This is a genomic window from Paracoccaceae bacterium Fryx2, assembly GCA_032334235.1.
GTDB lineage: Bacteria > Pseudomonadota > Alphaproteobacteria > Rhodobacterales > Rhodobacteraceae > JAVSGI01.
The window spans coordinates 148,822-172,724 of the sequence record JAVSGI010000005.1 but is presented as its reverse complement, the minus strand read 5'-3'; the positions used below and the strand labels follow the sequence as shown (position 1 = coordinate 172,724).

At 65.4% G+C, this 23,903-nt stretch carries 23 protein-coding genes, 1 tRNA gene and 5 pseudogenes; 9 read left to right on the top strand and 20 right to left on the bottom strand.

What is annotated here, in order from left to right; translation table 11 throughout:
* The first annotated feature begins 63 nt into the window (after nt 1-63).
* The 3 genes and pseudogenes from istA (RNZ50_10060) (at nt 64) to RNZ50_10050 (ending at nt 3,142) form a co-directional block, all read left to right on the top strand.
* Nucleotides 64-1,572 (top strand): IS21 family transposase, encoded by a 1,509-nt coding sequence (gene istA / locus RNZ50_10060; protein MDT8855349.1) that lies wholly within the window; start codon nt 64-66, stop codon nt 1,570-1,572.
* Nucleotides 1,569-2,384 carry an IS21-like element helper ATPase IstB gene (gene istB, locus RNZ50_10055; protein MDT8855348.1) on the top strand — a complete coding sequence of 272 codons (816 nt, stop codon included), beginning with the start codon at nt 1,569-1,571 and terminating at the stop codon, nt 2,382-2,384. Before istA (RNZ50_10060) ends, istB (RNZ50_10055) begins: the two co-directional genes overlap by 4 nt.
* Nucleotides 2,385-2,473: 89 nt before the next feature.
* Nucleotides 2,474-3,142 (top strand): annotated as a pseudogene (locus tag RNZ50_10050) (transposase).
* A 66-nt stretch (nt 3,143-3,208) separates the two neighbouring features.
* On the opposite strand, the pseudogene RNZ50_10045 reads toward RNZ50_10050, so the two are convergent.
* The 4 genes and pseudogenes from RNZ50_10045 to RNZ50_10030 form a co-directional block, all read right to left on the bottom strand.
* Nucleotides 3,209-3,751: pseudogene (locus RNZ50_10045) on the bottom strand (isoprenylcysteine carboxylmethyltransferase family protein).
* A gap of 11 nt (nt 3,752-3,762) precedes the next feature.
* The gene (locus RNZ50_10040) at nt 3,763-4,980 is read right to left on the bottom strand and encodes an FAD-binding domain-containing protein (protein MDT8855347.1); all 1,218 of its coding nucleotides are present in this window, start codon (nt 4,978-4,980) and stop codon (nt 3,763-3,765) included.
* 51 nt (nt 4,981-5,031) lie between these two features.
* Nucleotides 5,032-5,214: a hypothetical protein gene (locus RNZ50_10035; GenBank protein MDT8855346.1), complete on the bottom strand. Its 183-nt coding sequence runs from the start codon at nt 5,212-5,214 to the stop codon at nt 5,032-5,034.
* Nucleotides 5,215-5,373: 159 nt separating this feature from the next.
* Entirely contained in the window at nt 5,374-5,892 is a 519-nt protein-coding gene (locus RNZ50_10030) for a hypothetical protein (protein ID MDT8855345.1), read from the bottom strand.
* Nucleotides 5,893-6,040: 148 nt separating this feature from the next.
* On the opposite strand from RNZ50_10030, the gene istA (RNZ50_10025) reads away from it, so the two are divergent.
* Together istA (RNZ50_10025) and istB (RNZ50_10020) are read left to right on the top strand one after the other, a co-directional pair.
* Nucleotides 6,041-7,579: an IS21 family transposase gene (gene istA / locus RNZ50_10025; protein ID MDT8855344.1), complete on the top strand. Its 1,539-nt coding sequence runs from the start codon at nt 6,041-6,043 to the stop codon at nt 7,577-7,579.
* A gap of 12 nt (nt 7,580-7,591) precedes the next feature.
* Nucleotides 7,592-8,353 carry an IS21-like element helper ATPase IstB gene (gene istB, locus RNZ50_10020; GenBank protein MDT8855343.1) on the top strand — a complete coding sequence of 254 codons (762 nt, stop codon included), beginning with the start codon at nt 7,592-7,594 and terminating at the stop codon, nt 8,351-8,353.
* Between the two features lie 521 nt (nt 8,354-8,874).
* On the opposite strand, the gene RNZ50_10015 is transcribed toward istB (RNZ50_10020), so the two are convergent.
* From RNZ50_10015 to RNZ50_10005, 3 genes and pseudogenes are all read right to left on the bottom strand, one after another.
* The gene (locus tag RNZ50_10015) at nt 8,875-9,654 is read right to left on the bottom strand and encodes a MipA/OmpV family protein (protein MDT8855342.1); all 780 of its coding nucleotides are present in this window, start codon (nt 9,652-9,654) and stop codon (nt 8,875-8,877) included.
* 427 nt (nt 9,655-10,081) lie between these two features.
* Nucleotides 10,082-10,375 carry a transposase gene (locus RNZ50_10010; protein ID MDT8855341.1) on the bottom strand — a complete coding sequence of 98 codons (294 nt, stop codon included), beginning with the start codon at nt 10,373-10,375 and terminating at the stop codon, nt 10,082-10,084.
* A 250-nt stretch (nt 10,376-10,625) separates the two neighbouring features.
* Nucleotides 10,626-10,787, bottom strand: a pseudogene (locus tag RNZ50_10005) (IS256 family transposase).
* A 106-nt stretch (nt 10,788-10,893) separates the two neighbouring features.
* On the opposite strand from RNZ50_10005, the gene RNZ50_10000 reads away from it, so the two are divergent.
* Both RNZ50_10000 and RNZ50_09995 read left to right on the top strand, forming a co-directional pair.
* Complete coding sequence (locus RNZ50_10000) at nt 10,894-12,120, top strand: IS256 family transposase (GenBank protein ID MDT8855340.1); 1,227 nt, start codon at nt 10,894-10,896, stop codon at nt 12,118-12,120.
* 79 nt (nt 12,121-12,199) lie between these two features.
* A pseudogene (locus RNZ50_09995) lies at nt 12,200-12,433 on the top strand (ATP-binding protein).
* Nucleotides 12,434-12,706: 273 nt separating this feature from the next.
* Here RNZ50_09995 and RNZ50_09990 read toward each other — a convergent pair.
* The 5 genes and pseudogenes from RNZ50_09990 to RNZ50_09970 all read right to left on the bottom strand — a co-directional run bounded on the left by RNZ50_09990 (nt 12,707) and on the right by RNZ50_09970 (nt 16,869).
* A pseudogene (locus RNZ50_09990) lies at nt 12,707-13,483 on the bottom strand (IS66 family transposase).
* 58 nt (nt 13,484-13,541) lie between these two features.
* Nucleotides 13,542-13,889: an IS66 family insertion sequence element accessory protein TnpB gene (gene tnpB / locus RNZ50_09985; GenBank protein MDT8855339.1), complete on the bottom strand. Its 348-nt coding sequence runs from the start codon at nt 13,887-13,889 to the stop codon at nt 13,542-13,544.
* Nucleotides 13,886-14,245 carry a transposase gene (locus tag RNZ50_09980; GenBank protein MDT8855338.1) on the bottom strand — a complete coding sequence of 120 codons (360 nt, stop codon included), beginning with the start codon at nt 14,243-14,245 and terminating at the stop codon, nt 13,886-13,888. Before RNZ50_09980 ends, tnpB begins: the two co-directional genes overlap by 4 nt.
* Before the next feature lie 114 nt (nt 14,246-14,359).
* Nucleotides 14,360-16,687, bottom strand: coding sequence for a Tex family protein (locus RNZ50_09975; GenBank protein MDT8855337.1), 2,328 nt, complete (start codon nt 16,685-16,687; stop codon nt 14,360-14,362).
* Nucleotides 16,688-16,792: 105 nt separating this feature from the next.
* Nucleotides 16,793-16,869, bottom strand: a tRNA-His gene (locus tag RNZ50_09970).
* A gap of 334 nt (nt 16,870-17,203) precedes the next feature.
* Here RNZ50_09970 and RNZ50_09965 point away from each other — a divergent pair.
* Nucleotides 17,204-17,458: a DUF6324 family protein gene (locus tag RNZ50_09965; GenBank protein ID MDT8855336.1), complete on the top strand. Its 255-nt coding sequence runs from the start codon at nt 17,204-17,206 to the stop codon at nt 17,456-17,458.
* On the opposite strand, the gene RNZ50_09960 is transcribed toward RNZ50_09965, so the two are convergent.
* Complete coding sequence (locus RNZ50_09960; protein ID MDT8855335.1) at nt 17,439-17,897, bottom strand: MmcB family DNA repair protein; 459 nt, start codon at nt 17,895-17,897, stop codon at nt 17,439-17,441. The two genes, RNZ50_09965 and RNZ50_09960, sit on opposite strands and share 20 nt — an antisense overlap.
* A gap of 226 nt (nt 17,898-18,123) precedes the next feature.
* On the opposite strand from RNZ50_09960, the gene RNZ50_09955 reads away from it, so the two are divergent.
* Nucleotides 18,124-18,354, top strand: coding sequence for a DUF2798 domain-containing protein (locus tag RNZ50_09955; protein ID MDT8855334.1), 231 nt, complete (start codon nt 18,124-18,126; stop codon nt 18,352-18,354).
* A 281-nt stretch (nt 18,355-18,635) separates the two neighbouring features.
* Here RNZ50_09955 and RNZ50_09950 read toward each other — a convergent pair whose 3' ends face one another.
* From RNZ50_09950 to RNZ50_09920, 7 genes are all read right to left on the bottom strand, one after another.
* Complete coding sequence (locus RNZ50_09950; protein MDT8855333.1) at nt 18,636-19,466, bottom strand: DUF481 domain-containing protein; 831 nt, start codon at nt 19,464-19,466, stop codon at nt 18,636-18,638.
* Nucleotides 19,467-19,749: 283 nt separating this feature from the next.
* The gene (locus RNZ50_09945) at nt 19,750-20,052 is read right to left on the bottom strand and encodes a hypothetical protein (GenBank protein MDT8855332.1); all 303 of its coding nucleotides are present in this window, start codon (nt 20,050-20,052) and stop codon (nt 19,750-19,752) included.
* An 84-nt stretch (nt 20,053-20,136) separates the two neighbouring features.
* On the bottom strand, nt 20,137-20,598 hold the full coding sequence (nusB, locus tag RNZ50_09940; GenBank protein MDT8855331.1) for a transcription antitermination factor NusB: 462 nt from the start codon (nt 20,596-20,598) through the stop codon (nt 20,137-20,139).
* Nucleotides 20,595-21,179: a 6,7-dimethyl-8-ribityllumazine synthase gene (locus RNZ50_09935; protein MDT8855330.1), complete on the bottom strand. Its 585-nt coding sequence runs from the start codon at nt 21,177-21,179 to the stop codon at nt 20,595-20,597. Before RNZ50_09935 ends, nusB begins: the two co-directional genes overlap by 4 nt.
* Nucleotides 21,180-21,182: 3 nt before the next feature.
* On the bottom strand, nt 21,183-22,286 hold the full coding sequence (gene ribB / locus RNZ50_09930) for a 3,4-dihydroxy-2-butanone-4-phosphate synthase (GenBank protein MDT8855329.1): 1,104 nt from the start codon (nt 22,284-22,286) through the stop codon (nt 21,183-21,185).
* Nucleotides 22,287-22,532: 246 nt separating this feature from the next.
* The gene (locus tag RNZ50_09925; GenBank protein ID MDT8855328.1) at nt 22,533-23,087 is read right to left on the bottom strand and encodes a hypothetical protein; all 555 of its coding nucleotides are present in this window, start codon (nt 23,085-23,087) and stop codon (nt 22,533-22,535) included.
* A gap of 44 nt (nt 23,088-23,131) precedes the next feature.
* The gene (locus RNZ50_09920; protein MDT8855327.1) at nt 23,132-23,731 is read right to left on the bottom strand and encodes a riboflavin synthase; all 600 of its coding nucleotides are present in this window, start codon (nt 23,729-23,731) and stop codon (nt 23,132-23,134) included.
* Between the last annotated feature and the right edge of the window lie 172 nt (nt 23,732-23,903).

The window sequence follows — 23,903 nt, the reverse complement described above, 5'->3', positions numbered from 1 at the left end:
GAAGGTGCTGGTCGCTGCGGGTTGGTAAGCCGGGTTCCTCTGCCGTCAAACGGAGGATCCGGGTTGGCCTACAAACCCATCAACGACCAGCAATTGAGATTATACATGTCCGACCTCCGATATCACAGTCAGCGCACGTCGGCCGCCCGCGCCGGGTTCAGTGAGCGCACGGCCCGACGGTTCGATGCCGATCCGACGCTGCCCTCGAACCGCAAGATCGTTCACGGGCGCACGGTGGCCGATCCCCTCGAAGGCTTTTGGGAGGGCGACATCCTTCCCTTGCTGGAGAGGGACAGCGCCTTGCAGGCCGTCACCCTGCTGCGCCACCTTCAGGGCCTGCACCCGCTGGCCTTCCCCGATGACCGGATCCGGCGCACCCTGGAACGGCGGGTGCGGCAGTGGCGGGCGCTGAACGGACCCGAGCGCGACATCATCTTCCGCCAGACGCCGGAGCCGGGCCGCATGGCCCAGTCCGACTTCACTCATGCCGAGGAGCTGGAGGTGACGATCGCGGGCCAGCTATTCCCGCATCTGCTCTACCACTTCGTCATGGTCTACAGCCGGTGGGAGCATGTCGGGGTGGTCCTGGGCGGGGAGAGCTTCACGGCCTTGGCCGAGAACCTGCAGCAGGCGCTCTGGTCGCTCGGCGGGGCACCACAGGAGCATCGCACCGACAGCCTCTCGGCCGCTTTCCGCAACCTGACGGCTGACCAGCGCCAGGATATCACCACGCGCTACAATGCCTTCGTCGGCCATTACGGCATGGAGGCCAGTCGCAACAACCGCGGGGAAGCTCATGAGAACGGCGCGGTGGAATCCCAGAACCGGCACCTGAAGAAGGCCATCGAACAGGCGCTGATCCTGCGCGGCAGCCGCGACTTCGCCAGCATTGAGGACTACCGCCGCTTCATCGACATTCTGGTGGCACGGCGCAACCGGCAGCGGGCGATCGCGGTTCAGGCGGAACAGGCGCATCTGAAGCCCCTGCCGTCCCGGCGCACCACCGACTTTACAGAGACCGTGGTTCCGGTCACCCGCACCAGCGGCTTTCTGGTCAAGAGCATCTTCTACAGCGCCCCGTCGCAGCTGATCGGGCAGCGCTTGCGGGTCCACCTTTACGACGATCGCCTTGAGGCCTTTCTCGGCAGCACCCTGGTCGTCAGCCATACAAGGGCGCGTGGTCGCGGCGACGGCCATCGCGTGCATGTCATCAACTACCATCACGTCATCCACGCGCTGCGGCGCAAACCGCAAGCCCTGTGGAGTTCGATCTACCGCGACAGCCTGTTCCCGCGAACCGAATACGCTGCAGCCTGGCAGGTGCTGCAGCGTGATCTGCCCCGCCGCGACGCCTGCCGCCGCATGGTCGACCTGCTGTTCATCGCCCACGACCGGGCCTGCGAGGCGGAACTGGCACATCTGCTGGCAGCAGAATTGGACGCGGGCCGGGTGCCCGATCCCGGACCTCTGGCATCCTGCCTGAACCCGCGGCAAACGGCGCTGCCGAGAGATGTTGCCGTCGCCCATCCCTCGCTCGACAGCTTCGATGCCCTTCTGGGAGCCTGCGCATGACCTCCCGCGAGATCGACATCCACACGCTGCCAGGCATGCTGACCGCGCTGCGCCTGCCCAGCTTCCACAAGCTTTGGGCCGACATCGCCACCCGTGCCGACACCGAAGGCTGGCCCGCTGCCCGCTTTCTGGCTGTCCTCGCGGAATACGAACTGGCCGAGCGCGACATGCGCCGCATTCAGCGCCACATGAACGAGGCACAGCTACCGGCTGGCAAGACGCTGGCGACCTTCGACTTCAAGGCGCTGCCAACCCTGCCGCGCGCCCGGATCGAGGCCTTGGCGGCCGGCGACTGGCTGGAGGGTGGCGGCAATCTGATCGCCATCGGCAATTCCGGCACGGGCAAAACGCACATTCTCTGCGCGATAGGCCATGCCCTGATCGAGCGGGGACACCGCGTGTTCTATACCCGCACCAGCGATCTGGTGCAGCGACTTCAGGCCGCCCGCCGCGATCTGGTGCTCGAAGCCGCGCTCGCCAAGCTCGACAAGTTCGACCTGATCATCCTCGACGACATCACCTACGCCCACAAGGATCAGGCCGAGACAGGCGTGCTCTTCGAGCTGATCGCCCGGCGCTACGAATACCGCAGCATCGCCATCGCCGCCAACCAGCCCTTCAGCGGCTGGGACCAGATCTTCCCGGACAAGGCGATGACCGTCGCCGCCATCGACCGGCTGGTTCATCACGCAGCGATCCTGGAGATGAATGCCGAAAGCTTCCGCCAGCGCGCGGCCGCCTCCAACAAAGAGGCGCTGAGCAGACCGCCAACGACAACCATCGCCGACAACAAGGACAAAGGAGAAGGCTGAGCGAAAAACAATTCCAGATACGCCAACCCAGCGGCCTAAAACCGGCCAACGTGGTTGACGGTCACGGACATGCTGGTTGACGCGCTACAGCCACCAACATCTCGGTGCTGGCGGCGATCGGCATCCGCCGCGACGGGCAGAAGGTATTGTTATCCATCAAGAACATGGGCGGAGAGAGCACATCTGCCTGGCGCCAGTTCCTCGACGACCTTGATGCCCGCGGTCTGAAGCGGCCCGAATTCGTCATCGTCGATGGCGCTCCCGGGCTTGAAGCCGCTCTGGTCGCGCTCTGGGGCGAGGCTCTGCCGATCCAGCGCTGCACGGTCCACAAGCACCGCAACCTGCTGGCGCACGCGCCCAGGCACCTGCACGACGAGCTGACCGAGGACTACCGCGACATGATCTGCGCCGACACCGCCGCCGGGATCGAGACCCGCCGCAAGGCATTCCTGCGCAAGTGGCAGCTCAAGTGCAAGGCCGTTGCCGACAGCCTTGAAGAAGCAGGGGACCGGCTCTTCAGCTTCACCCGCCTCGATCCCTCGCAATGGAAGTCGGCCCGGACCACCAACGCCATCGAACGGCTGAACGAGGAGTTCCGCCGCCGGATCAAGACCCAGACCGTGCTGCCCTGCGCCGAGACCGTGCCGATGCTGCTCTGGGCGCTGCTGGCATCCGGTCAGATCCAGATGCGCAAGGTCGACGGCTGGGAGACGCTTTCCCAGCCCCTCGACCCGATACCTCTTGACGCAGCCGCCTGAGAAACCGAACCTTCACATGCCCGGACCACGCCGCCAGGGAATTTCCACAGCATTCGCGACACGACCGCGCGCCATGAGCGACATCCATCCAAGGGCACCCGATTGCACTTCTGCGCCTGCATCAAAGCTGGCTTTCAACAGGATGAGCCAGCTTGTGGCGTAGGCGGCGGTTACAGCCCAGAACACCGCCCCTTCCGCCCGCCACCAGACAATGCCCGAAGGCGTCCACAGCGCGAACAGTGCCAGAAGCTGGGCCGAGGCGATGATCGCATATGTGGTGGTGGCCAGCGTTTGTCCATATGGGCCAGGGATAAGCCCGGCCAGCACGCGCCCGCCCGGGCCGGTGAGGAGGAGCGAGTGGGCAAGCGGGAATTGCACGATCAGGGCCGCATTGGCCAGCGCCGCCCAGGGCCAGGGCACGTTGCCCAGGCTTTCGCTCAGGCCAAAGAACATCGCCACGATCATTGCCAGCACGCCCGCCGCAAAAAGCGCGTGGCACAGCCCCCCAAGACCCAACGCAAGGGCGATCCGCCCCGCACCGGCAGGCGGGCTAAGGGCGGCGCGGATCAGGGTGATCAGCCGGGCAATGCGGGGATCGGCCAGGATCATGCGGGGCACGGTCATGCGGACAATGCTTTTTCGAGAATGCGGGGGATGTTCTGCTTGACCTTGAAGAACCCGGAGGTGGCGTGGGGCCAGATCGCCGTGTCCCAATCACGCCGCCATTCGCACAGGGTGATACCCGCCTTGGCCAAGGCCGGGGCTGCCTCATCCAGCCAGTCGCGCAACGGGCCGCGCGTGATGTAGGGCGTGGCAATCTGGGTGGCCCCCGCGCTTCCGGCCCATTTGGCCAGACTTGCCGGATCATCCGCGCGCATCGCAGTCGCGGCAACGCCCGATCGCAGGGCCGCATCGGCCAGCGCGCCATCCTCGAACCGCAGGACCAGATCGGACACCGGCAGGGGCGATCGCAGATGGCTGGCTGTCAGGGTGGCCGTCGCGCGAACGTCCAAGGCAGCCAGATCGAAGTCTTCGACCCGGCAATCTTCATCGGTGATCAGCAGGGCGGTCGGGCGACCGGATTGCGGCGGGGTGATCGTGCGCAGCGGCATCACGGTCGGCAGGCCATCAGGCTCTGATGCCTCAAGCCCTTGTATCACCTCGGCCAGATCGCTTTGGCGCGGGGTGAAACGCCCTGCGGTGAAGGTTGCGATGTTTTGCGCGTCGGCCGGATAGGGTTTGCCCCGGGTATGCAGCCCGGCGACCCAGCGCCAGCCCAGCGTGTTTGACGCCGCATCACCGTCCAGCAAATGCCGGTAAAAGAAATCCGCCCCCAGCCGCCAGGGCAGCCCCAGCGTAAAGATCCAGATCGAGGCGAACCACATCCGCGCGTGGTTGTGCAGATAGCCGGTGTCGACCAGTTCGGTCGCCCATGCATCGAAACAGGCCAGTCCCGTTTGCCCATTCATGGCGCGATCCACGTCGCGGCGCAGGCGCCGGTCGCGGTCAAGGGCGGCAAGGTCAGCCTCTAACCCCCTGCGGTAGCTGTCCCAGACCTGCGGGCGGCGTTCGAGCCAGCCTTTGAAGTAGCCGCGCCAGATCACCTCTTGCACGAACTTCTCGGCATCCTCCGGCCCGTGTGCCGCAAGGGCCGCTGCCACGACCTCTAACTCCAGCACCAGCCTGCGCCGGATGTAAGGCGACAGAACCGACACGGCCTTGTGTGCGCCGGGGCCATGGTCGGTATTGCGGCCATTGGCATAACGCCGCCCCATCCGGGGGGTAAAGGCTGCGAGTATCTTGTCACCCTCGGCGCGGGTCGCGGTCCAGTCTGTCATCGGGCTCATCTTGCGTTGCGTAGGGTAAAGCTGATGCCTGCCATTGGCGTTTCAAGAGGGCGTGGCGGTCTTGCCGCAATACGCCTCAACCATCGGGCGCAAGGCGATTCGCGCCCGCAGCTTTGCGGCCATCAGATACATCTCGCCGATCTTGTGGGGCAAGAACAGCGTGGCGGCGGGCGGGACATGTGCAAGCTCGCGGTCGTTCGTTGCCGATGGCAGGCGAAGGCGCACCCGAGGCACCGGATCAGATCGATCTCGCTGACGTTGACCCGACCCGCGACCTGCCAATGCAACTGGGGCCCTTGGGGGAGCCGAACCCGCCGGAGCACTCGGTCGTGCCAGTGGCCAGTGAGAGCTTTGCCGAAAGCGCGGTTGAGACTGCAATTGTTGTCAATGATGAAGCTCCCCGCAATGTTCCCAGTGAGAATGTTGGCGGGACAGGCCACCGAATCCACAAGAAGGCTGAGAAAGGGGCTGTTCAACTACATCCGTGTCCAACGCCAGGATGCCGTAACCGAGATAGGGGCGCAGGCGTTCCATGCGGGTCAGCGCGTAGCGCATTGCAGCCGCGAGCGGGGATTTGTGGTCGCTCCCCTTTGCCGCGAAGCGCAGCGCGTCGCCCGCCTCGGCATTCTCTATGGTCGTGAAGGTGGCAAGGCCGCTGACGAGGATAGTGCTGCCCGTGCCGAAGACATCGACGAACGAACCCTTGTTGCCATCCGAAAGGGTGACGGTGTCGGCGGCAACCTCGCCTGCCACGATGCCCCTCACCCCGGCGGGATCGACGCGCACCTCGTTTACGCCCGAACCCTTCATGTCGGCAACCCGGATCGCGGGAAGGACCGGCACACCCGGACCCCCATCGCCGCCTATGGGGACTTCTGGATAGCCGTCGGTGCCGTCCTGCATGCGTGTTTCGCTTGATGGTGGGCATCGATTTCACGGGATCATGGGCAGTCATTTCGCGTGAAGCTGGGCACTGATTTCGCGGGATCGCGGGCAGGTCTGGTCGGCAAATTGAGGATAGTTGCGCCTTCAGGAATGAAGGGGTGGCTTGATGCCGACAGGACGATTGAACATGCGCCGGATACGAGATGTTTTGCGATTGAAGCTTGGGCAAGGCCTGAGCGAGCGGTCCATTGCCGCTTCCCTCGGTCTGAGCAAGGGGAGCGTCGGAAGCTACACCCAACGGGCGCGTCATGCCGGGCTCACGTGGCCCTTGCCGGAGGGGATCGATGACGACAGCCTTGAACTTCTTTTGTTTCCAGCCCCGCCCACGGTGCCGGACGCGGAGCGGCTTGTGCCCGACTGGGCGGAGATTGACCGCGAGTTGCGCCGCCCTGGGGTGACGCGGATGCTGCTCTGGGAAGAATACCGTGCCGCGCACCCCGGGGGTTTTGCCTATACTTGGTTTTGCACGCATTACGAGGCTTGGAAGGGTCGGGTGCGCCCGACGATGCGCCAGACACATGTGGGCGGCGAGAAGGTGTTCGTTGACTTTGCCGGCGACACCATCGACGTGATCGACCCCACGACCGGCGAAGCGCGGGCCATGAAGCTGTTCGTGGCGGCAATGGGGGCATCGAATCACACCTATGCCGAGGCGGTGGCATCGGAGGGGTTGGAAGATTGGATCCTCGCGCATATCCGGATGTTCGCCTTTCTGGGCGGCGTGCCAAAGGCGGTGGTTCCGGACAATCTGAAGTCCGCCGTGATCAAGGCAGACCGGTTTGATCCGGGGCTGAACCGGACCTATGCCGAGATGGCGGCGCATTATGGCACCGCCGTTCTGCCCGCCCGGCCGCGCAAACCCCGGGACAAGGCGAAGGTGGAAGTGGCTGTCCAAGTGGCACAACGCTGGATTCTGGCGCGGCTGCGGAACCACCGGTTCTTCTCATTGGCCGAGTTGAACGTGGCGATCCGGCGGCTGCTGGACGAGTTGAACATGCGCGTGATGCGCGGCTATGGCGCCAGCCGCGCCGATCTGTTTGCCACTTTGGATCGGCCCAATCTTCAGCCCCTACCGCCCGAACCTTATGTCTTCGCCCGCTGGAAGCGCGCCCGCGTGGCACCCGACTATCACGTTGAGGTCGACAGCTCATGGTATTCCGTGCCCTTCGCGCTGATCAAACAAGAGGTCGATGTTCGCACAAGCGGCCAGACGGTCGAGATATTCCATCGTGGTCAGAGGGTTGCGAGCCACGTGCGCACCCCGGGGCGGCGCAGCCATGTCACCGTGGCCGACCATATGCCATCGGCCCATCGTCGCTTTGCCGAATGGACCCCGGCCAGAATGCTGGCGCAGGCAACCAAGACCGGCCCCGCCGTCGCCGCCTTTTGCGAGATGGTGATGGCTGACCGCCCCCATCCTGAACAGGGGTTCCGCACCTGCCTGGGTGTGCTGGCCTTGGTCAAAACCTATGGGCCGGAGCGCGTTGATGCGGCCTGCCAGCGGGGTGTGACCATCCGGGCCCGCACCGTCACCTCCATTCGTTCGATCCTCAAGACCGGCCTCGATCGCGCCTTCCTGGAAGGCTCCGAAGAGGTCGCCCCCCTCCAGCACGCCAACATTCGTGGCGGCAGCTATTACCATTGAGAAAGGACTAAAATGCTGACCCATCCCACCCACGACCGACTGTTGGCGCTCGGCCTGACCGGCATTGCATCGGCGCTCGAAGAACAACGCAGGTCAACCGCCTTCGACGCCCTCTCGTTCGAAGAGCGTCTCGGCCTGCTGGTCGACCGCGAGGCTGCAGAGCGCGACACCAAGAAACTGGCCTCCCGGCTCAAGTTTGCGGCTCTGCGCCAAGATGCCAGCGTCGAGGATCTGGACCTGCGCAGCCCACGTGGTCTTGACCGCAGTGTCATGGCGCATCTTGCCGATGGCGGCTGGATCGCCCGGCACGAGAACCTGCTGATAACCGGGCCGACCGGTTTGGGCAAAAGCTGGATCGCCTGCGCCCTTGGCCACAAGGCGTGCCGGGATGGGCGGCCCGTCCTCTATCAACGTGCGCCGCGCATGTTCGAGGCCCTTGCTCTGGCCCGTGGCGATGGCCGCCATGAACGCATCCTCAAAACCATCGCCCGCATGGATGTGCTGATCATTGACGATTGGGGCCTCGCCGTCCTCACCGCCCCGGAGCGCCGTGACCTGCTGGAAATCCTCGAAGACCGCCACGGCCGCGCTTCCACCATCGTCACAAGCCAACTCCCCGTTGACCAGTGGCACGAAGCCATCGGCGACCCAACGCTCGCAGATGCCATCCTCGACCGCCTCGTTCACAACGCACACCGCCTCACCCTCTCAGGTGAAAGCCTGCGCAGGCGCTCCGCCGTCACAAAAAAGCTTGACCAAATCGTTCAAGCCTGACTCCATGAAAGCGTCGGCCAGCCTGCCCACGATCCCGTGAAATGACTGCCCAGAATGGCGCGAAACGCGTGCCCACGATCGCGCGAAATCAGCGCCCATTCTCCGCGAAATCCGCAGTCCTGCAACCTCTTCACCGAGGACGAATGCCTCAAGCTGGATACAAACCCAAATGAACGCGACATGCTCTGATCCTGCATTTTCCAGCGCACCTGTCATTCGTTCGGGGCAACCGCATGGGGCCGCCATTCGACACGATTTCAAGGGGGATGATGCGATGGGGTCGGCCACGCTCGGAACCGCGCAGGCTTCAGGGCTGAGAGCTTGATCTCCCTGCCCGGGCTGTCGACTCCCGGGGGCAGGACGCCCGTCCAAGCGTCAGGAATTGCGGAATCTTCCCGGAAAGGTGAATTTTCAACGTTTCACCATACTGGAATCTTGCAGTGAATCACCATACCGGCACTAACCGACTGCCGATCCGCCTGCAGCCGCAAATCCGAGCATGGCCGGGGTTCGCCGAGGCCTCAGAACCCGAGCGAGAAGCGGCGGGTCAGGACAAGGGATGCTGATGCCTGGTCACGCGACCCTCGATCCGTGATCGGGCTGTTCGCCGCGTCACCCCGAAGGCGGTCATAGTTCAGCGAACCTTCCAGCGCCCAGGCGTTGCCAAGGTCGTAGCTCGCGCCGATCTCGATCCCGGCCGAAACGAGCCCCGCGTCGGGCGTAGAGGGGGCAAGTCCACTCGCCAATGACTCGGCGGCGGTGACGCCGAAATAGGTGCGATTGTAGCGACCCGAGCCATAAAGCAGCCGCGGGCCGATGTTGAGCTTGAATTGCGGGGTGGACACGGCTTTCCAGTCGGCGCCGAATTCGGCCACGGCGCTTTCATGTCCGATGACGCCGTAGCGCAGGTCGGCAAAGGCGCGCCAGTCCGTGGCTTCATACCCGAGGCCCACGCCGATTTCGACCGAAGTCTTAAGGTCGGTCAGACCTGCCAGTTCCGGATTGTCCTTGGCCTTCCGGTCGCCGATGATCCGGAACGACCCGCGCGGCGCGAAGCCCAGCTTTTCGGTGTATGGGTCGGCAGATCCGAACTGCAACGGTCCCAGAGACAGACGTTGGACCGAGAGTTTTCCCGTCGGAGCGGCTTCATAGCTGTCGGACCCGAAATAGGACGGGGCGTATTGCCCGCCAACTCCGAGCGTGAATGACAGACCGTCCTGCGCCGCGGCGCTTCCGGCACCCAGTGCGGGCACCACAAGGAAGACAAGAGCGGTTGCCGATCCGCGAAAACTGCATACCATGGGATACTCCTGAAGCTCCACAGACCGACGGACACTGTCGCACCGACCCTTGATCTTGCGCCAAACCTTTAGCAGTGTTCGCCGACAGGGACAAGGCGTGGCCTTGATCGTGACCCTGTGCTTGAGCTGAGAACGTGTATGGGCGCCCCTGGCGGAACAAGGAATTTCTGGGGGCGATCCCGGGCGGAGCGGTCTAGTTCTTTCCTGTATCCGGCCTCGAGTTGCGGATGTCTGCGCCGCGGGCCATCATGGCAACTTCGCGGGTCGGGTCCAGATCGGCGGTTCGCGTTTGACGCAGCACGGTTCCATACTGTTTTTCCCGTCCCGTTGCTGTCCCGCTTTCCGTGACCTCCTGTCAGAACTTCCGCTCGGCCAGATCCGGCGAGGTCTTCGACCTCATGCCGGAACTCGTTAGCAACTGTATCTGTCAGGACGTCGTGGCGGTCCATTTCTGACGGCTCTTGCAGAGCGCGTTGGCGATGATGACCAGCTTTCTGGCGACGGCGGTGATGATGACCTTGTGCGGTTTTCCGGCCTTGCGGAGGCGATCTGCGAAGGATTTCAGGCTCGGGTTTTGATGTGCCGCGACCAAGGCCGCCTGGAACATCACGTGCCGCAGGGCACGACGACCACCGGCGATGGCCCGTTTTCCGCGAAGGATTCCGCTGTCGTGCGCAACCGGGGCGAATCCAGTGAGTGCGTCAACCTCTTCGCCGGTGATGGAGCCTGTGCCGCAACGGCGCTGCCCCAGAAAAATAGCACGAGATAACCGAAAAGAAGGGCCAGCGCGGCCCAGCCAAAGCTTGACGTCATCGTATCAGACCTCACGCTCTGGGTTAAACCGCAGCAGGCGCAACGCGTTCAATGTGACCGGAACGGTGGCTCCTGTATCGGCCATGATCGCGGGTCGTGTCGCGAATGCTGTGGAAATTCCCTGGCGGTGTGGTCCGGGCATGTGAAGGTTCGGTTTCTCAGGCGGCTGCGTCAAGAGGTATCGGGTCGAGGGGCTGGGAAAGCGTCTCCCAGCCGTCGACCTTGCGCATCTGGATCTGGCCGGAAGCCAGCAGCGCCCAGAGCAGCATCGGCACGGTCTCGGCGCAGGGCAGCACGGTCTGGGTCTTGACGCGGCGACGGCACCCGGTGGTGTCGCGGGAGTGGTGGAAATTTGAAGGCGGCGTAATCTCCGGGTGAACTGAAACCCACCCAGCCGGCGGCGCCAACCGCCAGGGAGATCACGCCATGAACGACATTACCGACAGCTCGGCCTTTTCGCTACTGCCCGACACGACCGGGTATGACCCGATCGAGGAGCGCCTGCGGGCGAGCGTCCGCGCGACCATCGAGACCATGTTTGAAGAGGAACTGGCCGAGTTTCTCGGCCGCATGCGCTACGGTCGCGGCGACGAGAAGGCGAAGGGCTATCGCCACGGGCACCGCGAGCGGCAGCTGACCGGCACCTTCGGCACCGAAACGGTGCGCGTGCCCCGCGCCCGGGTCGAGGACGAGGACGGCAAGGCTAAGGAATGGCGCTCGAAGGCGCTGCCGCGCTACCAGCGGCTGACGAAGAAGGCCGAGGCGCTGATCGCGGCGGTCTATCTTGCCGGGACCAACACCCGGCGCGTCAAGCGGGCGCTGTTCGGGCTGTTCGAGGGCGCCGTCAGCAAGGATGTGGTCAGCCGGGCCTGGCGCAAGGTGAAGGTGGACTGGGATGCCTGGTCGGCCCGCAGCCTGGCCGAAGAGGACATCGTCCGGCTGATCCTCGACGGCACCGTGATCCGGACCCGGCTGGACCGCAAGGCCACCAACATCTCGGTTCTGGCGGCGATCGGCATCCGCCGCGACGGGCAGAAGGTATTGTTATCCATCAAGAACATGGGCGGAGAGAGCACATCTGCCTGGCGCCAGTTCCTCGACGACCTCGACGCCCGCGGTCTGAAGCGGCCCGAGTTCGTCATTGTTGACGGCGCTCCCGGGCTTGAAGCCGCTCTGGTCGCGCTGTGGGGCGAGGCTCTGCCGATCCGGCGCTGCACGGTCCACAAGCACCGCAACCTGCTGGCGCACGCGCCCAGGCACCTGCACGACGAGCTGACCGAGGACTACCGGGACATGATCTGCGCCGACACCGCCGCCGGGATCGAGACCCGCCGCAAGGCATTCCTGCGCAAGTGGCAGCTCAAGTGCAAGGCCGTTGCCGACAGCCTCGAGGAAGCAGGGGACCGGCTCTTCAGCTTCACCCGCCTCGATCCCTCGCAATGGAAGTCGGCCCGGACCACCAACGCCATCGAACGGCTGAACGAGGAGTTCCGTCGCCGCGTCAAGACCCAGACCGTGCTGCCCTGCGCCGAGACCGTGCCGATGCTGCTCTGGGCGCTGCTGGCATCCGGCCAGATCCAGATGCGCAAGGTCGACGGCTGGGAGACGCTTTCCCAGCCCCTCGACCCGATACCTCTTGACGCAGCCGCCTGAGAAACCGAACCTTCACATGCCCGGACCACACCGCCAGGGAATTTCCACAGCATTCGCGACACGACCCGAGACCCGCGGTGGCAAGCAAGGCCGCACGGCGGACTATCTGACCCGCATGGACTTCGTCATTCTCGACGAGCTGGGCTATCTGCCCTTCGCCCAGTCTGGCGGTCAACTCCTGTTCCACCTCATCAGCCGCCTCTACGAACGCACCTCGGTCATCGTCACAACAAACCTCGCCTTCGTCGAATGGCCCACCGTCTTCGGCGACGCCAAAATGACGGCCGCCTTGCTCGACCGCCTCACCCGTTGACATGGTTTCGGAGTTGCTTCCAGACGTGAAACTACCGACGAATCTGGCCAACACGAAACGGGGAACCGGGAACTAACCAGTTCCCGGTTGGCATATCCCCCAGACCGCCCACCATTGATTTCATTCAATTTCCTCAGAGCCGCTTTCCGCCGCTGCGCCTCAATCCGACCCGAAAACCCCAAATCCCGTCAAACCAGTCGACCGCCCACTTTTCAAGGCACTGATTTTGCTTGCGATTTTTTTGCGACCCTGTCAAACCTTTTGAACGCCGTCATAGGTCCAGAGCCTTGCGGTCTGGGTTTTGCCGGTGCCGGGGGCCAGCATGCTGATCGGCGTGTCATCCGCGAAGATCGCCTCGGCCGACAGGACATGGCGCCCGATGGCATCGGCCAGCGGCTCAAGCAGGGCCGTGGTCTTGCCGACCCAGTCAGCCAGGGTGGACCGGTCAAGATCAAGTCCTTCGCGGTCGAAGATCTGGCTCTGGCGGTAAAGCGGCAGGTGGTCGGCGTATTTGCTGACCAGCACGTGGGCCAAGAGGCCCGGCCCCGGGCGGCCGCGCTCGATGGGGCGCGACGGCAGCGGGGCTTGCACAAACCGTTCGCAGCAGGCGCAGGTCAGCCGGGGCCGGACAAAGCGGTTCACGATAAACCGGCCGGGGACATATTCCAGTTCCTCGGTGACATCTTCGCCGATCCGGCGCAGGCGGCCGCCGCAATCGGCACAGGCATCGGCCCCGGGCGTCAGTTCCACCTCCATCCGCGGGATATGGTCCGGGATCGGACGGCGCTTAGGTTTGTCCTTCTCATCGAGGTCCGGCAGCTTCATCCGTGCCGTCATTGCAGCGGCGGCGATCTCGCTGGTCTCAAGGGCCAGTTGCAGCTGTTCCGCCGTCTCGGAGGAGGCCCCAAACCGATGCGCCCGGTGCCCGGCCAACTGGTGGCGCAGCTTCTCGATCAGGATCGCTTGCGCCTTTACCTCGGCCAGGAGCCGCGCGGTAAAGCTGCGCAACTCCTCAGGGTCTTCCGGCAAGGTCAGGGTCTGATCCAGCATGCAAGAAGTTTATCCCACTGTATTCGTTGTGGGAATCATTGATTGCAGGACCGGTAGATTATCCTGCGGCCAAAGGCCGCCACGTCCGCTGCGGTGCCCGCCAGTCGATCCCTTCCAGCAGCATCGCCAACTGCGCAGGCGTCAGCGCGATCTTGCCCTCCTTGGCCGAAGGCCAGACGAACCGCCCCTTCTCCAGCCGCTTCATGAACATGCACGCGCCCTGACCATCCCACCAGATGATCTTCACAAGGTCGCCCCGGCGACCGCGGAAGACAAAAAGATGTCCGGCAAAGGGGTCTTGCTTCAGCACCGCCTCGGCCTGCGCCGCCAGCGCCGCAAACCCCTTGCGCATGTCGGTGACCCCGGCCGCCAGCCACACCTGCGTGTTGATCGGAACCGGGATCAAACCGTCAGCCCCCGGATCAGTCGCGCCAATGCCTCGGGATCATAGCGCCCGCTGATCCGCATCCGGTGACTGCCTGCCAGGTCGATCTCAATGTGGTTCTCTGCGGCGGGCATCTGCAAGGGCGCAGGCATATCCGGGACGATCTCTACCGGCAGAAACCGCAAGCCGCCTTCTCCTGATCCCGTTCCAGACCCGGGCCGATACTTGGGATCGCGCAGCCACTTGAAGATCAGGTTCGCGGTCACCGTGTAGCGAAGCGCCACCTGAGCTACGGATACGCCGGGCGCAGTCGTCTGCAGGCAGATCGACCGCTTCTCTTCGTCCGTCCAAAGCCGCCTCGTTCGCCGCGCCAGCAATCACCATAGTGTCCACTAACGTTGGTGGACACTAACCGGCACCATCAGAACGCGGCAGAGCGGTCAGGCCGGACGCTTACCAAGAGGGGGGCAGACAGCCCCCCTTTTCTGCCTTCAGTCGCGCTTGAGGGCGCCGCGCAGCGCGTCGAACGGGCTGGAGGCGGCCGGGGCAGCGGGACCTGCGGTCTTCGGCAAGGGTTTGGACGGGGTGCCGCGTGCCGGGGCCGGGCCGCGGGGGCGTTCGGCGGCGGCTTCGCGGGCCTCGGCGCTGTCGCGCTTCATGGTCAGGGCGATGCGCTTGCGCGCCACGTCGACCTCGACCACCCGCACCTTCACCACGTCGCCCGCCTTGACCACCTCATGCGGGTCTTTCACGAAACGGTCGGCAAGCTGGCTGACATGCACCAGCCCGTCCTGATGCACGCCGATGTCGACGAAGGCGCCGAAGGCCGCCACGTTGGTCACCGTGCCTTCCAGCAGCATCCCCGGTTTCAGATCGCGGATCTCGTCGACGCCGTCGGCGAAGGTCGCGGTCCTGAAGCCGGGGCGCGGGTCGCGGCCGGGCTTTTCCAGTTCGGCCAGGATGTCCTTCACCGTCGGCAGCCCGAAACGGTCGTCGATGAAGGCGCGGGGGTCGAGCTTTTGCAGCGCGGCGCTGTCGCCCATCACGCTGCGCAGGTCGCGCCCGCAGGCGGCGACGATGCGGCGGGCCAAGTCGTAGGCCTCGGGGTGGACCGACGAGGCGTCGAGCGGTTCCTTGCCGCCGCTGACCCGCAGGAAGCCCGCCGCCTGCTCGAACGCCTTCGGCCCCAGCCGCGCCACCTTCAGCAGTTCGCGCCTTGTGCCGAACGGGCCGTTGGCGTCGCGGTGGCTGACGATGGCCTCGGCCAGCCCCGGCCCCACCCCCGACACCCGCGCCAAGAGCGGCGCCGAGGCGGTGTTGAGGTCGACCCCGACCGCGTTCACCGCATCCTCGACCACCGCTTCCAGGCTGCGGCCCAGCCGGTGCTGGTCGACATCGTGCTGGTATTGCCCGACGCCGATCGACTTCGGCTCGATCTTTACCAGTTCGGCCAGCGGATCCTGCAGGCGCCGCGCGATCGACACCGCGCCGCGCAGCGACACGTCGAGATCGGGGAACTCGGCCGCCGCCAGCGCCGAGGCCGAATAGACCGAGGCGCCGGCCTCGGACACGATCACCTTGACCGGCTTGGGTGCCGTGCCCGGCAGCAGCGCCAGCAAGTCGGCCACCAGCTTTTCGGTCTCGCGGCTGGCGGTGCCGTTGCCGATGGCGATCAACTGCACGCCGTGCCGGCCGATCAGCCCTGCAATCGTCGCCTGTGCGCCGCGCAGGTCGTTCTTCGGCTGGAACGGATAGACCGTCGCGGTTTCGAGGCACTTGCCGGTGCCGTCGACCACCGCGACCTTGACCCCGGTGCGGATGCCGGGGTCGAGACCCATCGTCGCCTTGCCGCCTGCCGGGGCCGCCAGCAGCAGGTCTTTCAGGTTGCGGGCAAAGACCTGGATCGCCTCGGCTTCCGCCCGGTCGCGCAATTCTCCCATCAGGTCGAGCGTCAGAGAGGTCTTCAGCTTGACCCGCCACGCCCAGCTTGCCGCCTCGCGCAGCCAGGCGTCGCCGGGGCCGCGCCCGGTGGCCTGCAGGGCTGCCGCCGCCATGCGCTCGCAGGGGCTTTCGCCGCGCGCCGCATCGGCATCGACCGCCAGATCGACGGTCAGGAATCCTTCGTTGCGGCCGCGCAGCATCGCCAGCACGCGGTGGCCGGGGGCGCGCGACCAGTCTTCGGAATGGGCGAAATAGTCGGAAAACTTGGTGCCTTCGGCCTCTTTCCCCGCCACCACGTTCGCCACCAGCCGGGCCGCGCCCTTCATGTGAAGCCGCAGCCGCCCCAGCAGGTCGGCGTTTTCGGCCAGCCCTTCCGCGATGATGTCGCGCGCGCCTTCCAGCGCCGCCTTCCCGTCGGCCACGGTTTCGGACAGATACCCCGCCGCCAGCGTGGCCGGATCGGCGGCGCGGTCGGCCAGAATCGCCTCGGCCAGCGGCCCCAGCCCGTTTTCGCGCGCGATCATCGCCTTGGTGCGGCGCTTGGGCTTGTAGGGCAGATAGATGTCCTCCAGTTCCGCCTTGGTCACCGCCTTGGCAATGCCCGTCTCCAGCTCTGCCGTCAGCTTGCCCTGATCGCGGATCGAGCCCAGGATCGCCAGCCGCCGCGCCTCAAGCTCGCGCAGATAGGCCAGACGCTCGGCAAGGGTGCGCAGTTGCGTGTCGTCCAGCCCGCCGGTCGCCTCCTTGCGATAGCGCGCGACGAAGGGCACCGTGGCGCCCCCGTCCAGGAGATCGACGGCCGCCGCGACCTGCGCAGGTGTGGCCGCGATTTCGGTGGCAATGAGAAGCGCGATGCGGCGGGATGCGTCAGGGGTCATGGCAATCCGGAATTGTGTCTGATGGGGGTCAACCATAGCGGCCGGGCAGGCGAAGGCCAATGGCAATCGCCCGAGGGCGCCACAGGGTCGCGTCTGAATGGGGGATGGTACCGATGGCCCGGCTCGAACGGGCGACCCCTAGATCCACAATCTAGTGCTCTAACCAACTGAGCTACATCGGCACTTGGGGGGCCGTTTACCCCCCCGTCCCGCGAATTGCAAGAGGATGATTGCGCGCCCCGCCGCGGATCAGAGCGCGATTTCCCGATGCTGTTCCGCAACGACGCAGCCGAACGGCCGCGCCGGATGGGCCGACACCGGGCCGAACCGGGCCGCCTTGCGCAAGATTGCGCCATTCAACGCCGTCCGCCGGCTCTGTGCTGCCATTGCGGCAGCAAAGGCCAGGATGCGGGTGAAACCATGCTCCTTGCGAACGGCGCAGGGCCAGCGCCCTTGCCTTGCCCCTCGTCTGGCGTTACCTCCGCGACCAGCAGTCCACCACCCCCCGGAGGCCTCATGGGCATCGACAAGCAAAGCGACATCGCCGCCAACGTCCAGATCGGGCCAACCTCCCTGGGCATGGTGCGTATTTACATCGAGGCGGACGGCATCGAACTGCCGCTGGATTTCGACCCCGAAGAGGCCGAGGAAATCGCCGAGGAACTGCGCGCCGCCGCGGCCGCCGCCCGCGCCATGGGCGAACCGGGGGCGGGCAAGCCTGGGGCGGGCAATGCAGGCAATGCGGGGCCGGTCAAACCGAAAAGGCGCTGAGCCCCGGATCGCGCAGGCCCTGCAGGCGCAGCGCGGCCTGGCGGGCAAAGGTCTGCACCAGCGCCTTGCGCCGCGCCGGGGCCAGCGGCGTTTCCGGCCCCATCCGCAGGATCTCGGCGTCATAGGCATCGGCCAGCATCAGGCCGGTGCCCTCCGGCAGCAGCTCGGTCGGGAAATCGGCATCCACCGCCCAGAAGAAGCGGTCGCACCACGCAAGATACCCCTGCCACTTGCGGTCGGCGGCGAAATCGGCGCGGCCCGACTTGCATTCCACCAGCCAGACCTCGCCCTTCGGCCCCAACGCCACCACGTCAGCGCGCAGGCCGGGCGCAGGCACCAGTTCCTCGATCGTGACAAAGCCATGCCCCAGCAGATGGCGGCAAACCCCGCGCGCAAGGCGCTGGCCGGGCATCGGTGGCAGGGTGTTCAACGGGTCCATCCGCAAAATATGAACCAAAGGTGAACAGCACGCAAGCTGCTGCCGAAAATTGGTGCCGTTTCGCCTTTGACACCGCCGCCCTGCCAGGCTACTGACGGTCAGCCGGAAAATGTCTGGCCGGTTGGTCATCCCGGTCCCCGAATCCTCGGGAATGTCGCCTGCGCGAACCCACGGTGCTTTGAAAACCCAGGCGCTTCAACGCGCCGCACCGAACAGGACGACCGACATGACACATTCCACCCGCACCGTGCTGCTGGCACAGGTGCTGATTTCCGCAATGATGGCGGGGGCGATGACCGGAATCTTCGGCCTTGTGGCGCTTGGGCCGACCGAGGCTTTTCTGGCGCAATGGGGCAAGACGTTCCTGACCGCCTGGCCGATTGCCTTCGTGCTTTCGATGGCCATCGGACCACTGGCCTTCAAACTGGCGCATCAACTGGACCGTTTGCTGCCCTGAGGCTTGCGGGACTGTCCGATAGCGCCTAGATTAAGCCTTGGCGGGTTCTGCTCTTCTCGTGCGAGACCCTTTTCCAGTGGCCGATAAGCATCTCCGAGGGAGCTGGCTCTGCTTGGGTTCTGGCCCTGGTATCTGGCGACCAACCTGAACACTCAGGCTCTCGGGAAATTCACGTCTCCACGGCCGCTGCGGTTCCCGCCACCTTTTCCCCGATCACCGCGCATGAAAAAAGGGGCAGGTTTCCCTGCCCCAGTGATGAAAAAGACGTAGGTCGTCAGGTATCAGAAGCTGTAGACCAGCGAGACGCCAAGCTTGTTCTCGGTGCGGTCTGCACGGCTGTCGTTGTAGTCGGTCAAGAGGCTGACACGCGTGGCAAACATGTCGGACATCTTGTAGTTCACACCGAAATCGTTGCTGACGCGGAAGGCTGCGTCAGAGGTCAGGATGTCGGTGTCGTTGGTCAGGAACAGCGCCTCGTTGATCTGGTAGAACACACGCGACGATGCGATGCCCCCGACTTCGCTGGTGTCGTTGCCCAGGCCATCTTCAGTATAGCTGAGCCCGACACCCGCCTGCACGCGCCAGCTGAAATCGGGCGTGTTGACGATCCGGTAACCAGGGCCGATGCCGATGAAGGCATCATGCTTGAAATCATCGGCGGCGTCGGCAAGACCGTCGGTGACGACCCGGCCCAGCACGAATCCGTAGAAGCGGTCGGTGAAGTAGTAGTTGGCGTCGTAGATGCCGAACACGTCCTGCTTGGTCTTGGTCCCGGTAGCTTCGGTGAATTCGACCAGTGCGCCGATGGTCTGCACCAACTGGCCCTGAGCGAAGCGCAGCCGGGCACCCAGGGTCAGTTCCTGCGAATCATTGTCGCCGTCCTTGCCTGTGTAGGAAAGCGATGCCGACCCCGACAGCCCCGGCCGGAATTCCGGGTTGCCGAAACGATAGTCATCGTTGCCGCGCGCCAGGTCGGTCGTGACAGCGTAGTTGATGTCGTTGATGCTGTCGTCGATGGCCCGCGTTCCGGTCAGGGTGGTCTGCGCCAGACCGGCGGTCGTTCCCAGCAGCAGTGCCACAGCCGCAGCGCCGGACAATTTGTTCATGTTCATGGGTCGTCCTCTCAGATCGTTGCTCTGCGCAGATCGCGCAAAGGAAGAAAGGCAGCCCGGTCATCCGCCAGACTGCACTGAACAACCAACGGTTTAACCGGACGATCGTTCCAATCGAGACTCCCCCCCGGCCGGACGCGCGGCATTTATGCCACAACCTGCGGCGGGCCGGACAGACAAAACCCCGTATTCCCCGACAATATCAAAGGCTTGCAATAGCCGGGCGCCAAAAGAAAAAAGCCCGGACGAACCGGGCTTTCTCTTCACAAAGATATTTCTTGTATCAGCGGCGCGCTTCAACCCCAACGCGAATCGGCTTGTCCAGCCGGACACGGGCCCGGTGCCCGCCCTTGGGGCCCTTGTCGTCCTCGGCCATGCGCATCACCGCGATGGCGAACTGCACGCCCGCGAAAACCACACCGTTCGCCATGACCAGCATCGCCCCGGCCAGCCAGCCCATCTCGGTTTCAAGGATCAGATGCTTCAGATTCGCCACGTCAAGCGCCACAAGCCCGACGACGAAGGCCAGCGCGATGCCAAAGCCGATGGCACAATTGACGATGTAAAGACGGACAAGCTTGGGCATGGTGCGACTCCTTGTTTCACCCCACGATACTCCTTGTCGCGGCACTTGCCAGTCTCTTTTTCGTGCACGCGGCGTCAGGGGGCCTCAGAACGCCTCGGGTCTGGCCTCGTGCGCCATGTGGTCGAGCACGGCATTGACGAACTTCGATTCCTTGCCCTCGGGAAAGAATGCCTTGGCGACATCGACGAATTCCGAGATCACGACCTTGGGCGGCGTCGGCATTTCCAGCATCTCGGCCCCGGCGGCACGGAACAGGGCGCGCAGCACCGGGTCGATCCGGTCGATCGGCCATTTCGCCACCAGCGCGCGGTCGGTCATCTGGTCCAGCCTGGCCTGCCAGTTCACCGCATGGCCGACCAGCGCGCGAAAATGCGCCACGTCGCCCTCGGCCATCTCGTCGCCGTCATAGACCGCGCCGAAGCGATGGCTCTCGAACTCGGCCGTGACACCCTCCACCGTCTGCCCCGAGGCTTCCATCTGGAACAGCGCCTGCACGGCATAAAGCCGGGCCGCCGATTTCATCTGCCTCTTGTCCGGCCTGCTCATGCGCCCGTCATCCCCTGCGCCGAATTTTCCTGCGCCGCCCGGTCTGGCGCCGTCTTGCCTTGCGCCGCGCGCAACTCGTCCACCGGGCGGAACCCCATGCCCTTGCGCGTGCCCGACCAGCGACGTCCAAGCGCGACCAGATGCAGCGCCGCCGCCGCCGCCCCGCCGCCCTTGTTCTGCCCGCCCGGATCGGCCCGCACCTCGGCCTGGCCGCGGTTTTCCACCGTCAGGATGCCGTTGCCGATGCACAGCCCCTGCAACCCCAAAAGCATCAATCCGCGCGAGCTGTCATTGCACACCGTGTCGTAATGCGTCGTCTCGCCCCGGATGATGCAGCCCAGCGCCACAAAGCCGTCGAAATCCGCCTGCCGCCCGGCCATGCCGATCGCCGCCGGCAGTTCCAGCGCGCCCGGCACCTCGACCAGCTCGCAGGTGGCGCCGCAATCGGCCGCCATGGCACTGGCCCCGGCCACCAGACTGTCGGCAATGTCGCGGTAATAGGGCGCCACCACCAGCAGAAGCTTCACCGGCTTGTCGAACACCGGCAGCGGCAGGACGTAATGCTCTTCGATTGCGGCCATGGCTCAGACCTCCGGAATGGCGCGGGTGCCCGCGATGGACAGCCCGTAAGCCTCCAGCCCGACCACCTTCGGCGCTTTCGAATTGGTAACCAGCGTGATCCGGCTCAGGCCCAGCGCCGACAGGATCTGCGCCCCCAGCCCGTATTGCCGCAGCGTCTGGGGCGAATGCTCGCCCTCCATCGCCAGCTTCATCGTGGTGTCGCGCAAGAGCACGACAACCCCGCGCCCCTCGACCGCGATCAGCCGCATGGCGCGCTGCAACTCGCCCGCATGTGTCGGGTGGATGCCCAGCACATCCTCCAGCGGGTCGAGCGCATGGACCCGCACCAGCACCGGCGCCTCGCTCCGGATGTCGCCCTTGGTCAGCACGACATGCTCGGCGCCCTGGGTCTCGTCGGTGAAGATCCGCATCAGCCAGTCGCCGCCATGCACCGAGGTGACGGGCTTGACCGCCTTCTCGTTCACCAGATTGTCATGACGCCGCCGATAGGCGATCAGATCCGAAATCGTGCCGATCTTCAGGTTGTGGCGCTGTGCGAAGCTCACCAGATCGGGCAGCCGCGCCATGGTACCGTCCTCGTTCATGATCTCGCAAATCACGCCTGACGGGTTCAGCCCGGCCAGACGGCTGACATCAACCGCAGCCTCGGTATGCCCGGCCCGCACCAGCACCCCGCCGTCGCGGGCACGCAGCGGGAACACATGGCCCGGCGTGGCGATGTCGGCGGCACCCTTGGTCGGGTCGATCGCCACAGAAACTGTCAGCGCACGGTCGGCGGCGGAGATTCCGGTGGACACCCCCTCGCGCGCCTCGATGGAAAGCGTGAAGGCCGTCTCGTGGCGGCTCGAATTCTTCGGGCTCATCAGCGGCAGGCCCAGCGCGTCTATCCGCGACCCCGGCAGCGCAAGGCAGATCAGCCCGCGCCCGTGCATCGCCATGAAGTTCACCGCCTGCGGGGTGCACATCTGCCCCGGAATCACCAGATCGCCCTCGTTCTCGCGATCCTCGTGATCGACCAGAATGAACATGCGCCCGTTGCGGGCATCGTCGATGATCTCATCTATCGACGAGATCGCGTCGGAAAAATCGGTCCTGGTCTCGGTCATCGCAGCACTCCACGGTCTCGGCCCACAGCCCATAGCGCGCCCCGCGCGCCAATGCCAGAGCCCGACGCGCCTCCCGCGCCGACGCCAGAGCCCGTGCGCCCGGATTTCACCTTGCCCAAATATCCCCGCCGGAGGCGCTCCATCCGCAGAAACCCCGAAATTTCTACGAAATTTCCACGCCCACCGCCAGGACACCGCGTCGGCCACCCGGACAGGCCCCCGAATTTTCGTAGAAAATTCGTCCCTCTACCCAGCGCAGAAGAACCGCTCGGCGGGCAGGTAGGCCGCCAGCCGACCCGCCGCACACCACTCGCGCTCCATGTCGCCCACCAGGATCACCCGGTCCCCCGGCAGGGGGCCCAGCGCCGCGCGCAGCCGGTCGCGGGCAGCCGAAAACGTCGCCAGCGGCTGCGGGGCGGGATGCGCCGCCTCCAGCAGGCCGCCCGCCGCGGCCGCGAGGTCCGCCACCTGCAGCCGCCCCTGTGCCAGCCCGATCCGCCCGGCCTGCACCGAAGCAAGCTTCAGCGCCCGGTCCTGCGGCACCTCCGGCGCGGGCGCGAACACCCGCAGCGCGTTCGACGAAAACAGGAAGGCCAGCACGTCATGCCCGGTCGCGGCACGCACACTCGCATAGGTCTTGTAGTCGAGCCCCAGGTCCTGCGCCCGCCGCACCCGGCCGCGCAGCACCTCCAGCGGCAGGTGCGGCAGCAGGTCGGCGCGCGCCTTGGTCCAGCAATGGCGCTGCCAGCCGAGGCCGGGGCCCAGCGCCGGGCCGCCGTTGTGGCCCGGCCCCGCACGCATCGGGCCGCTCCCCGATTTGCTCCCCGATCCGCTCCCCGATCCGCTCATTGCCCCCACTCGCGCAGCCGCGCAACATAGCGCGCCAGCGTGTCGATCTCCAGGTTCACCAGGTCGCCCGCCGCCACCGCGCCCCAGGTGGTCGCCACCTGCGTATGGGGAATGAAGTTGATGCCGAAATCGCAGCCCTCGACCTCGTTCACCGTCAGCGAGGTGCCGTTCAGCGCCACCGAGCCCTTTGGCGCGATGAACCCCGCCAGCGCATGTGGCGCGCGGAACGTCACGCGCAGGCTGTCGCCCTCGGGGTGCAGCGCCACCACTTCGGCCACGCCATCGACATGGCCCGACACGATGTGCCCGCCCATCTCGTCGCCCAGCCGCAGCGCGCGTTCGAGGTTGACGCGATGGCCCGCGACCCAGCGCCCGAGGTTGGTCTTCGACACCGTCTCGCCCGAGATCTGCACGTCGAACCAGCCCTGCGGTTCCGTCCCCAGCGCGATCACCGTCAGGCAGACCCCGTCGCAGGCGATGGATGCCCCGATCTCGATCCCGGCCACGTCGTAGGCGGTGCCGATCCGGGCGCGCAGGTCGCCGCGCTGCTCCAGCTCCAGAATCCGGCCGATATCGCTGATGATGCCCGTGAACATGCCCGCCCCCTTGCTCTGACCACACCGGGGTAACGGTCGGGCGCGCGCCCTGCAAGCCCGCCGGCAGCCCTGCCGCATCGCATCCGCCTCATTTGCGCCGCCCTTTGGCGCGACAAACTGCGGCAGAGGCGTTTTCCGCTTTACCCCCGCCACCGGCCTGCTACGCCATGAG